General features: G+C 76.6%; 3 protein-coding genes. All 3 read left to right on the top strand.

The genetic code is table 11. The features are described 5' to 3' along the window. Positions 1–588 precede the first annotated feature (588 nt). From ACBR40_RS26520 to ACBR40_RS26510, 3 genes are read left to right on the top strand one after another with little or no spacing between them, the layout of a single operon-like run. Positions 589–1,776, top strand: a complete 1,188-nt coding sequence (locus tag ACBR40_RS26520; RefSeq protein WP_371250495.1) for a thioesterase domain-containing protein — start codon at positions 589–591, stop codon at positions 1,774–1,776. Between the two features lie 35 nt (positions 1,777–1,811). Continuing rightward, positions 1,812–6,938 carry an amino acid adenylation domain-containing protein gene (locus tag ACBR40_RS26515; protein WP_371250494.1) on the top strand — a complete coding sequence of 1,709 codons (5,127 nt, stop codon included), beginning with the start codon at positions 1,812–1,814 and terminating at the stop codon, positions 6,936–6,938. Next, on the top strand, positions 6,938–12,424 hold the full coding sequence (locus tag ACBR40_RS26510; RefSeq protein ID WP_371250493.1) for an SDR family NAD(P)-dependent oxidoreductase: 5,487 nt from the start codon (positions 6,938–6,940) through the stop codon (positions 12,422–12,424). Before ACBR40_RS26515 ends, ACBR40_RS26510 begins: the two co-directional genes overlap by 1 nt. Position 12,425 lies beyond the last annotated feature (1 nt).

Raw genomic sequence — 12,425 nt, 5'->3', positions numbered from 1 at the left:
CGACAAGAGAGTCCGGAGGTGAGTGGACGCGCCACCGGGCTCTCGCGGCGCAGGGCGGGGGCGGCTTTTGGCGAATGGCCGCCGGAGAACGGCGGCGGGCGGCGCCGGGCACCGGCCGGCGCGCATCTTTTCCCTCCGTCGCCGGCAGGTGCGACGGGCGGTTTCGGACGTCCGAAACTTGGTTACGGTCCTCAGGTGAGCCCTCCTACCTATCACCGCTCGACCCGCTGTGCAAGAGGCTCTTCGGGCGAATGACGGCTGACGTGGGCCGGCGAATCGCTCATTGACGCCACCCGGCCGCGTCGATATAAGGTTCATGTCGTGCAACGGCGTGAGATCACACGCATTGTCCGACATTTCGCACCCCCTCACATTTCGGTGTTGTTTCGCGGCATTTGTCGAGGAGCGCCGTAACATGGCGGTTGACGACCTCCGTATTCAGCGACGAAACCCCCAGCCCACCCCCCTGTCCAGACCGCGTGCGCCGCGGACGGCGACTCCCGGCAAGGGAGGTGCTGGGCGATCAGTGGCCAGCTAGCCGCGGCGACGCGGGACCCCCACCCCACCGGTCCGTGCGCCGCCCGTACGATGATCTGCCTGCCCTACGCCGGAGGAGGCGCGAGCGCCTACGCCGGGCTCCTCCGCCGGCTCACCGGCCTCACCGTGGTCCCCCTCCAGCTTCCCGGCAGGGAGAACCGCATCGGCGAGCCGCCCGCCTTCACGATCAGCGACATCGCCGACGAGGTCGCGCCCGCCACCGGCGAGCCGTACGTCCTGTACGGCCACAGCATGGGCGCCCGGCTGGCCTTCGAGGTGGCCCGCGAGCTGCGCAGGCGCGGCCTGCGCGAGCCGTCGAGACTGTACGTCGGCGGCGCGCACCCCCCGGACCGCCGGGTGCCGCTGGCGGCCGCCGCCGACCTGCCCGACGACGCCTTCATCGACCAGCTCATCCGCAGGTCGGGGGCGTTGCCCGAGCTCAGGGACCTGCCGGAGCTGCGGGAGCTGATGCTGCCCGTGCTGCGCTCGGACTTCGCCTGGATCAAGAACTACGCCTTCGCCCCCGAGCCGCCGCTCGCCACCCCGATCGTGGCCTTCGCCGGGCTCGACGACGGGGAGGCCGGGGTGGCGGAGATGCTCGGCTGGGCCCGGCACACCAGCGCGGGCTTCCGGCTGCGGACGGTCCGTGGCGGCCATCTGTTCGTCAAGGACCGGCCGGACGAGCTGGCCGGGCTCATCACCGCCGACCTCACGGCCGGGCAGGCTCCCGCCGAGGCGGACGAGGTGCACCTCTGGGCAGGTCCGGCGGCCGGTCGCGACGCGGTGCTGCGCCGGCACGCGGGGCGGGAGGCGGTGGCCACGAGTGACGCCGGCGACCTGGCCGCCGTGGCCGCCGGGAGCGGGCCGGGGATCGGGGTGTGCGTGCTGCGCGCGCGGGACCTCGGCGAGCCGGTCGAGATGAGCGCGGACGAGCGGGAGCAGGTCGAGGAGGCCGCCGAGGAGGACCGGGGGTGGCTCGCGCTGCGCGCCGTCACCGCGAAGCGGGCGCTGATGGCCGCCGACGGCGGGACCGCCGACCCCGCGGCGATCGGGTTTCCCGACCTCGCCGATCCCGGCCCCTGGCGCGTCCAGCCCGGCCAGGAGCCGGACCGGCTGTCGCGGTGGCGGATCACGCACCTGGCGCTGCACACCTCCCGGGGTGAGGCGCTGGCCGCGGTCGCCGTACCCCGCGACGGGGTGCGGCTGAGCGTCGACCTGCCGCCGGAACGAGCAAGGTGACGGGGAGCGGGCGAGGAGACAGCGGGGAGACACGAGTGACCAACGGGGCGCTTCTTCATGACCTCGTCGTGGCGCAGGCCGGGCGCACTCCGGACGCGACGGCCGTACGGCAGGGCGAGCGGAGCCTGACCTACCGCGAGCTGGTCTCGGCGGCGGCGGCGCTGGCGCACCGGCTGCGCGAGCTCGGCGCGGGCCCCGAGACGCGGATCGGCATCTGCCACCGCCGCACGCCCGGCCTGCTGGTCCGCGTGCTCGGGGTGCTGATGTCCGGGGCCGCGTACGTGCCGCTGGACCCCGCACACCCGCGCCGGCGGCTCGCCGGCGTCATCGAGGACGCCGGCATCACCACGGTCGTCGCGGACGAGACCGGCGCGGAACTGCTGGCCGGTCTGCCCGTGCACCTGGAGACGGGGCCACTGGAGACCGGGCAGTCGGAGGCTGGGCCGCTGGAGACCCAGCCGTCGGAGATCGGGCCGCTGGGGGCCGGAGGGGCCGGGGTGGTCGCGCGGGTCGTGCCGGCGGGTGCGGCGGCCTATGTGCTCTACACCTCCGGCTCGACGGGGCGGCCCAAGGGGGTGGTGGTGAGTCATGCCTCGGCGGTGTCGTTCGTGACGATGGCGGGTGAGGTGTTCGGGCTCGACGCCGGGTGCCGGTCCATCGGGTTCGCCGCGCTCGGGTTCGACGTGTCGGTGCTGGACGTCTTCGCGCCGCTGGCGCGCGGCGGGTCGGTGATGCTGATCCCCGAGGAGGACCGGGTGGACGCCGCCCGGCTCCAGCGCTTCCTCGAACGGCACCAGGTGACCTGGGGCACGATCCCGCCCGCGCTGCTCCCGCTGCTGGAGCCGGAGCGGCTGCCGTGGCTGCGCGACCTGCTCACCGCGGGCGAGCCGGCCGGGCCCGAGCAGGTGGCCCGCTGGACGGCGGGCGGGCGGCGCTTCCACAACTGGTACGGCCCCACCGAGACCACGGTGTGCGTCGTCGGCACCGAGCTGTCCGGCGTCTGGGACCGGCCGCTGCCGATCGGGCACGCGCTGCCGGGCTGCCGGGCGTACATCCTCGACGACCTGCTGCGGCCCTGCCCGCCCGGCACGCCCGGCGAGCTGTGCATCGGCGGCCCGCAACTGGCCCGCGGCTACCTCGGCCGGCCTGGGCTGTCGGCCGAGCGGTTCGTGCCGGACCCGTACGGCGGGCCGGGGGCGCGCATGTACCGCACCGGCGACCAGGTCGTGCTGGAGGACGACGGCCGGATCGGCTTCATCGGGCGGCTGGACCGGCAGGTGAAGGTCCAGGGCCAGCGCGTCGAGATCGGCGAGGTCGAGGCGGTGCTGCGGGCGCATCCCGGCGTGCGCCAGGCGGTCGCGGACGTGACCGGCGGGGCCACGGGGCTGAAGGAGCTGACCGCGTACCTGACGCCCGAGGACGCGCCCGGCATCGAGGAGGTGCGGGCGCACTGCCTGGAGAGCATGCCGGCGTACATGGCGCCGACCCGGGTGGTGCGGCTGGCGGCGCTGCCGCTGACCGTGGCGGGCAAGATCGACATGGCGGCCCTGCGCGCCCGGCGGGACGAGTCCCCAGCGGGCGGCGCGGCCCCGGAGGCCGGCGGGAGCGGGGTGGAGCGGAGGGTCGCGGCGGCGTGGGCGGAGGCGTTCGGGGCCGGGGCCGAGCCGGGGCCGGACGACGACTTCTTCGCGTGCGGCGGTCACTCGCTGGTGGCCATGCGCCTGGCCGCGCTGCTGCGGGCCAGGCTCGGCAAGGAGATCGAGGTCAGGGACGTGCTCGCGGGCCGTACCGTCGCCGGCATCGCCCGCCTGGCCGAGCTGGCCCCGCCCGCGCGGGACGAACCGCTCGCCGCGGCGCCGGCCGCGCTGTCGGCGGTGCAGCGCCGGATGTGGTTCGTGGAGCGGCTGGCGCCCGGCACGCCCGCGCACAACATCGCGATGGCGCAGCGCCTGTCCGGGCCGCTGGAGGTCGCCGCCCTGCGGGCCGCCCTGACGGCGGTGGCCGAGCGGCACGAGGTGCTGCGGTGGCGCGTCCCGGAGTCCGGCGGCGTGCCGGCCGTCGCCGTGTCACCGCCCGGCCCGGTGCCGCTGCCCGTGGAGGACGTGACGGAGGCGGACGTCGGCGAGCGGCTGGCGGAGGAGGCCCGGCTCGCCTTCGACCTGGCGGCGGGGCCGCTGTGGCGGGCCCGGCTGCTGCGCGTCGCCGCCGAGGAGCACGTGCTGGCGATCACGGCGCACCACCTGGTGTTCGACGGCTGGTCGCAGCGGGTGCTCTACGACGACCTCGGGCGCGCCTACCGGGAGGCGGCGTTCGCGCCGCTGCGCACCTCGTTCGGCGGGTACACCGCCTACCTCGGCGGGCGGGACGGCGAGGCGAGCCTGGAGTGGTGGCGGCGGCACCTGGAGGGCGCGCCCGCCGTGCTCGACCTGCCGCGCGACCATCCGCGCCCGGCGGTGCAGACGTTCGAGGGGGCCGGCGCGGCGGCCGAGGCCGGGGCGGCCGTCAGCGACGGCGTGCGGGCGCTGGCCGCGCGCCTCGGCAGCACGCCGTACGCGGTGCTGCTGGCGGCGTTCGGGCAGGTGCTGCGGCGGCTCACCGGGCAGCATGACCTGATCGTCGGCGCCCCCGTCGCCGACCGGCGCGACCCGGCCTTCCACCCGCTGGTCGGGTGCCTGGTGCAGGTGCTGCCGGTACGGCTGCGCGTCGAGGACGGCGCGAGCTTCGCGGCGCACGTGACGCGCTGCCAGGAGACGCTGTCCGGCGCGCTCGCCCATCTCGACGTGCACCTGGAGCGGCTGGTCGACCGGCTCGGGCCCGGCCGTGACCTGTCGAGGAACCCGCTGGTCCAGGTGCTGTTCAACATGTACGACTTCGCCGAGCCTCGGCTGGAGCTGCCCGGCGTCACGGCCGTCCCGCTGCCGCCGGGGCTGCCGGGCGCGCTGTTCGACCTCACCCTGTACGTCGGGGAACGCGACGGGCGGTACGTGCTGCAGGCCGCGTACAACCCGCGGCTGTTCCGCCAGGAGCGGATCGAGGAACTGCTGGCCGGCTACCTGCGGCTGCTCGGCGACCTGGTCGCCGCTCCTGAGCTGCCGGTGCGACGCGCGTCCCTCCGCCCTCCGCCCGGATCGGAGCGCGTCCGCCTCCCGGACGGCACCCGTCCCCTGCCCGGCTGGAGCGGGCCCGGCGTGGTGGAACGGGTCCTCGGCCACGCCGGGAGCGGCCGGGTGGCGGTCGCCGGTGAGGATCGTGCGCTCAGTTACGCCGGGCTGGTCCGGCTCGCGGGCGCGGTCGCGGAGTCCGTGGCCACCGCAGAGGGGTCGGGGGCGGTGGTGGCGATCCTGGCCGCCCGGACGTGCGAGCTGCCCGCGCTGATGCTGGGCGTCCTGGGGGCCGGGGGGCGCTGGGCCGTGCTGGACCCCGCCCTGCCGGCCGCGCGCCTCGCGGCCCAGGCGCGGGCCGCCGGGGCCCGCGCGCTGATCACCTGCCCCGGCGTCACCGTCCCGGCCGAGCTGGCCTGGCTGCCCGAGCCGGCATGGCCGCCCCAGCCGGCCGGGTCCCCCGAACTGGCCGTCTCGCCCGAACCAACCCGGTCCCCCGACCTGGCCAGCTCGTCCGGGCCGGACCGGTCCCCCGAACCGACCCCGCCTCCCGAACTGGCCCAGTCGCCCGAGCCGGACCGATACCCCCGGCCCACCACCGAGTCCTCCGGCACTGACGGTTCGGCCGGTGAGGGGGTCGGGAGGGCGGCGCTCGGGGAGCGGGGGTATCTGGCGTTCACGTCCGGGACCACCGGTGAGCCGAAGCCGGTGGTGGCGGCTGAGGAGCCGTTGGCCCGGTTCCTGGACTGGTACGCGGCCGAGTTCGCGTTGACCGCCGACGACCGGTTCGCGCTGCTGGCCGGGCTGGCGCACGACCCGCTGCTGCGGGACGTCTGGACGCCGCTCACCCTCGGAGCGACGCTGCACGTGCCGGCGCAGGACCGGGTGCGGGACCCGGCGCGGCTCGCTGCGTGGCTGCGGGAGCGGGCGATCACGGTGGCGCACGTGACGCCGCAGCTCGCCACGCTGATCGCGGCGGCCGGGGTGGAGCTGCCCGACCTGCGGCTGGTGGTGTTCGGCGGGGACCGGCTGACGTTCGCGGACGTGGCCAGGTTCGCGGCGGTCGCGCCGAAGGCCCGCCTGGTGAACGCCTACGGCACCACCGAGACGCCCCAGGCGCAGGCCGTCCACGAGATCACCGGCCAGGTGGGCGCGAGCGGCGACCCGGTGCCGGTCGGTCACGGGGTGGACGGGGCGGAGCTGCTGGTGCTCGACGCCGGCGGCGCGCCCGCGGCCGTGGGGGAGCTCGGCGAGGTGGTGGTGCGCAGCCGTCGCCTGGCGCAGGCGTACGCGGGCGACGACGAGCTGACCAGGAGCCGCTTCAGCAGGGAGCCCGGCGGCGGGCCCGCCCGCTACCGCACCGGCGACCTCGGCCGCTACGACCCCGACGGCCGGGTGGTGCCGGCCGGGCGGGCCGACGGGCAGGTGAAGATCCGCGGCCACCGGGTCGAGCTGGGCGAGGTGGAGGCGGCCCTGGCCGCGCACCCCGGCGTCCTGGCGGCGGCGGCGCGGGCGGCCGAGCAGCCCGGCGGGCCGGTGCTGCACGCCTACGCGGTGCCCGCCGGCGCGGCCGTGCAGGCCGGGGAGCTGCGCCGGCATCTCGCGGCCCGCCTGCCCGACTACGCCGTGCCGGCCGAGCTGGTGCTGCTGCCGGCGCTGCCGCTGACGCCGAACGGGAAGGTGGACCGGGCCGCCCTGCCCGCCCCTCCCCCGCGCGCCGCGGCCGGGCCGGGGCAGGAGCCGGCCACCGCGACCGAGCGGCTGGTCGCCGGCGTCTGGCGGGAGGTCCTGGGCCTGCCGCGGGTGGCGGCCGACGCGAACTTCTTCGAGATCGGCGGGCATTCGCTCGCCACCGCTCAGGTCCAGGCCCGCCTCGCCGCCGCACTCGGCCGCGAGGTGCCGATCGTGGACCTGTTCCGCTTCCCGACCGTACGGACGCTCGCCGCGCACCTCGACGGCGAGCGGCGTACGCCGGGTGCGGAGCGCGCCGCGCGGCGGGTCGCGGCGCGCAGGGCACGCCCCTCAACTCGGCCCCACCGGGCCAGACGGGAGAGTGACTGATGACCGCTGAGCTGAACCACGACGACGAGGGGCCAGGGGTCGAGCCGATCGCGGTCGTCGGCCTGGCCTGCCGTCTCCCGGGCGGCGAGGACGTGCCCGCGTACTGGCGCAACCTGGTCGGCGGCGTCGAGTCGGTGCGTTTCTACACCCGCGAGGAGCAGGCGGCGCTCGGCGTGCCCGACTACCTGCTGGACGATCCGACGTTCGTCAGGGCGTGCTCGATCGCCGACGGCTACGGCGCGCTCGACGCGGCCTTCTTCGGCATGTCGCCGCGCGAGGCGGAGTTGCGCGACCCGCAGCAGCGCATGTTCCTGGAGCTGGCCAGCAGCGCGCTGGACGACGCGGGCTACGATCCGGCCCGCTATCCGGGCGAGATCGGCGTGTACGGGGCCATCGGCTCCGACGAGTACCAGTGGATGTACATCCGGCCGAACAAGAAGGTGTTCGCCTCCGTCGGCAACCTCGCCGTCTACACCGGCAACCACCCCGACTACCTGGCCACGATGGTGTCGTACAAGCTGGACCTGCGCGGCCCCAGCGTGACCCTGCACACGGCGTGCTCCTCGTCGCTGGTCGCGCTGCACGTGGCGTGCGAGGCGCTGCGCACCGGCGAGTGCGACATGGCGCTGACCGGCGGCGCCTCGCTGGAGCTGCCCGCCGAGTGGGGGTACCAGTTCCACCAGGACGGCATCTACGCGCCCGACGGGCACTGCCGGGCGTTCGACGCCGCCGCGGCCGGCACGATCTGGGGCGGGGGCGGCGGCATGGCGGTGCTGAAGCGCCTGTCGGACGCCCTCGCCGACGGCGACCACATCCGGGCCGTGGTGATCGGCAACGCGATCAACAACGACGGCGCCACCAAGATGGGCTTCTCCGCGCCGAGCGCCGAGGGCCAGGCGGCCGCGGTCGCGCAGGCGCTCGGCGTCGCGCGGATCGACCCGCGGACCATCACCTACGTGGAGGCGCACGGCACCGGCACCTCGCTGGGCGACCCGATCGAGGTGTCGGCCCTGTCCAGCGTGCTCGGCGCCGGCACCGACGAGGCGGGCTGGTGCGGCCTCGGCTCGGTCAAGACCAACATCGGCCATCTGGGCCCGGCGGCGGGCATCGCGGGCTTCATCAAGACGGTGCTCGCGCTGGAACACGGCCTGATCCCGCCGAGCCTCAACTTCGAGACGCCGAACCCGCGCATCGACTTCGGCTCCAACCCGTTCCGGGTGGTCTCGTCGCTGACGAAGTGGGAGACGAACGGCTTCCCGCGCCGGGCGGGCGTCAGCTCGTTCGGGATCGGCGGCACCAACGCGCACGTGCTGGTCGAGCAGGCGCCGCCCGCGCCGCTGCCCACGGCGCAGCCGCGCCCGGCCCACCTGCTGCTGCTGTCGGCGCGGACCCCGTCGGCGCTGGAGGCCACGGCGGCCCGGCTGGCCGGCCACCTGGAGGGGCGGGAGCTCGACCTGGCCGACGTGGCGCACACGCTGCGGTCCCGCCGCCGGTACGCGCACCGCGCCGCCGTGGTGGCCACCGACACGGCCGACGCGGTGGCGGCGCTGACCACGCCGCGCCGGGTGGTGAAGGGCCGGGCGGGCACGCCGAAGGTGGCCTGGCTGTTCTCCGGCCAGGGCGCGCAGTACGCGGGAATGGGGGCGGGCCTCTACCGCACCGAGCCGGCCTTCGCCGCCGCCGTGGACGAGTGCGCCGCGATCCTGCGCGAGGAGCTGGGCCTGGACCTGCGCACCCTGCTGTTCCCGGGCGACGACGAGCGGGAGGCCGCCGACGAGCGGCTGCGGCAGACGGAGCTCACCCAGCCGGCGCTGTTCACGCTGGAGTGGGCGCTGGCGTCCCTGTGGCGCTCGTGGGGTGTGGAGCCGGCCGCGATGATCGGGCACAGCATCGGCGAGTACGTCGCCGCGACCGTCGCGGGCGTCTTCTCCCTGCCGGACGCGCTGCGCCTGGTCGCCGTCCGCGGCCGGCTCATGCAGAGCGTGCCTTCGGGCGCGATGCTCGCGGTGCGCCTCGACGAGGCGGAGGTGCGCGGGGACCTGCCGGACGGCCTGTCGATCGCCACCGTCAACGGCCCCGGCACGTGCGTCGTCGCCGGTCCCGGCGAGCTGGTCGCCGCCTACGCCGCCCGGCTCGACGAGGCCGGCGTCCAGCACACCGCGCTGCGCACCTCGCACGCCTTCCACTCGGCGATGATGGACCCGATTCTCGGCGACTTCCACGAGGCGGTCGCCGCCGCGGCCAGGCACGCGCCCGCGCTGCCGTTCCTGTCGAACGTCACCGGCACCTGGATCACCGCCGAGCAGGCCACGGACCCCGCCTACTGGACGCGGCACGTGCGCGAGGCCGTCCGGTTCGGCGACTGCGTGGCGACGCTCGCCGCCGAGGGCGAGTGGCGGCTGGTGGAGTGCGGCCCGGGACGGCAGCTCGCCGGGCTGGCGCGCAACCAGCTCCCCAAGACGGCGCCGCGCCCGCTGGCCAGCCTGCCCGGCCCCGCCGACGGCAAGTCCGACCTGGAGGTGCTGTACGCGACGGCCGGGGCGCTGTGGACGGCGGGCGTGCCGCTGGACACCGACGCGCTGGCCGAGCCCGCCCGCCGGGTGCCGCTGCCTGCGTACCCGTACGAGCGGGCCGAGCACTGGGTGCGCACCGACTTCGATCCCGAGCTGGTCTTCCCCCGGCCGCCGCGCGCGGGGGCGCTGCCGCTGGAGGAGTGGTTCTCGGTGCCGGCCTGGCGGCAGGAGCCCGTCGCCCCGGCCGGGACGGCGGCGCTCGCCGGGCTGCGCTGCCTGGTGTTCGCGGGACCGGCCGCCGGGCCGCTGCTGGACGGGCTGCGGGCGGCCGGCGCGGACGCGGTCCGGGTGGTGCCGGGCGAGGCGTACGGCGTCGGCCCCGACGGGACGGTCACCGTCCGGCCGGCCGAGCGTGACGACTACGAGGCGCTGCTGGCCGCGACCGGCGTGCCGGCCCGCGTCGTGCACGCCTGGGCGCTGGACGGCGCTCCGGCCGCGACCGCCGAGCAGGTCACCGCGGCCCAGGAGCTCGGCTTCCACAGCCTGCTGGCGCTGGTGCAGGCGATGGCGGGGGCCGAGCGGGAGACGCCGGTCCACCTGGACATCGTGACCGCCGGCACGCAGGGCGTCATCGGCGGGGACGTGTCGCGGCCCGAGCACGCCACGGTCGCCGGGATCACGGGCGTGGTCCCGCTGGAGGCCCGCTGGCTGACGGCCCGGCACGTCGATCTGGAGCCGGGGCCGTACGACGCCGCGAAGGTGCTGGCGGAGCTGGCCGCCGAGCCCGGCGAGCCGGAGGAGGGCGTGCCGCCGTCCCCGGTCGCACTGCGCGCCGGCCGCCGCTGGGTGCGCGCGTTCGCGCCGGTGCCGCTGCCGCCGCAGGACGACCCGCTGCGCCGGCACGGCGTGTACGTGATCACCGGCGGCCTCGGCGGCATCGGCCTGACGCTGGCCGAGGACCTGGCCCGGCGCGCCGGGGCCAGGCTGGTGCTGCTCGGCAGGACCGGGCTGCCGCCCCGCGAGGAGTGGGACGCGCTCGACGGCGCGCCGGAGCGGACCAGGCGCGCGGTGGCCGCCGTCCGCCGGATGGAGCGGGCGGGCGCCGAGGTGGTCGTGCTGTCCGCCGACGTGACCGACCCCGCGTCGCTGCGCCGGGTCCGGGACGACGCCCTCGCCAGGTTCGGCCGGATCGACGGGATCGTGCACGCGGCCGGGGTGCCCGGCGGCGGCATGGCCGAGGTCAAGGAGCGGGGGGCCGCCGACGCCGTCATGGGGCCCAAGCTCGCGGGGACGGCGGCGCTGCGCGAGGTGTTCGGCGACCTGCCGCTCGACTTCGTGCTGCTCTGCTCCTCGGTGACCGCCGTGGCGGGCGGGTTCGGCCAGGTGGACTACTGCGGGGCCAACGCGTTCATGGACGCGTACGCGCACGTCTGGCCGGGCCGGGTCGTGTCGGTGAACTGGGGGGCCTGGCTGGAGGTCGGCATGGCCGCCGAGGTGGCCGCGCCGGTGGCGTTCCGCGCCCTGCAGCGCGGCGACCGGGTCACCCGGCTGGAGCACCCGATTCTCGGGCACCGGCACGAGAGCGCCGGCCGCCGCCCCTGGTACGCCGCCACCCTGTCGCCGGAGACGCACTGGGTGCTCGGCGAGCACCGGGTGGCCGGGGTGCCGGTGATGCCGGGCACCGGCTACCTGGAGACGGCGCGGGCGGCGTTCGAGGCGGCCGTGCCGAGCCCCGGGCCCGGTCACGCGATCGAGCTGCGCGACGTCGCCTTCGTCGCGCCGCTGCCGGTCGCCGAGGGCACCAGCGCGGAGCTGCGGGTGCTGCTCACCCCGGCGGGCGACGGCATGGACTTCGAGGTGGTCAGCTCCGCCGGCGGCGAGCCGGTGACGCACGCGCGCGGCTCGGCGGCGTGGGTGGCGGCCGGCGAGCCCGCCGCGGACCTGGCCGAGGTGCGGGCCCGCTGCACGTACGGCTCCGGCGCGGCCGACCCGTTCGCCTCGGCGTCCGGGCTGGTCACCTTCGGGCCGCGCTGGCGCAGCCTGCGCGAGGTGCGGCTCGGCGGCGACGAGCAGCTCGCCCACCTGGTGGCCGTCCCCGACGTGGCCGCCGAGCTGGCCGCGCTGCCGCTGCACCCGGCGCTGCTGGACGAGGCGACCGCGTTCGTGGCCGTCTCCGGCGAGCACAGCTACCTGCCGCTCGGCTACGGCCGCATCACCGTGCGCGGCCCGCTGCCCGCCACGCTGTGGAGCCACGCGCGGCTGCGCGACACCGGCGGCGGCGAGGTGCTGGCCGCCGACCTCACCCTGTACGACGACGCCGGCGAGCCCGTGGTGGACATCTCCGACTTCGTGCTGCGGCGCGTGGACCGGCAGTCGATGACCAGGACCGTCGGCGAGGGCGCCAGGAACGCCGCCGAGGCCGTGCCGGTCAAGGAGGAGTCCGCGACCGCGGGCGTCGCCCTCGACCTCGACGGGGCCAGGCGCGGCATCCCGCCCGCCGACGGCGCCGAGGCGTTCCGCCGGCTGCTCGCCGCCGGGCTCGGCAGCCAGGTCGTGGTGAACGCCACCGCGCTGCCCGAGTTCGTGGCCGGGGTGCGTGAGCTGACCCAGGACACCGTGGCCGACGAGCTGGACGCCGCCGCCGCGACCGGCGACGGCGGCGCCGCCGACGACGACCACGTGGCCCCGCGCAACGACCTGGAGAGCACGCTCGCCGGGCTGTGGGGCGAGGTGCTCGGCGCCCGCCGGGTCAGCGTCGAGCAGGACTTCTTCGAGCTGGGCGGCAACTCGCTGGTGGCGGTCCAGCTCATCGCGCTCATCAGGAAGAAGATCGGCGTCCGGCTGCCGATGCGCAGCCTCTTCCAGGTGCCCACCGTGGCCGGGATGGCCGCGCTGGTGGAGGAGCTGCGCGGCGAGGACGCCCCCGCACGGCCCGCGACGATCACCAGGCTGCCCCGAGAGGAAAGGCGCTGAC

This window comes from Nonomuraea sp. AD125B, assembly GCF_041402765.1.
GTDB classification, from domain to species: Bacteria; Actinomycetota; Actinomycetes; order Streptosporangiales; family Streptosporangiaceae; genus Nonomuraea; species Nonomuraea bangladeshensis.
Note: the sequence above shows the minus strand (reverse complement) of the source record. Positions and strands in the feature narration are given on the sequence as shown.

Excerpts from the sequence above, each read along its gene's own strand:
- ACBR40_RS26520 (WP_371250495.1), top strand. The coding sequence starts at position 589 with ATGATCTGCCTGCCCTACGCCGGAGGAGGCGCGAGCGCCTACGCCGGG.
- ACBR40_RS26510 (WP_371250493.1), top strand. The coding sequence starts at position 6,938 with ATGACCGCTGAGCTGAACCACGACGACGAGGGGCCAGGGGTCGAGCCG.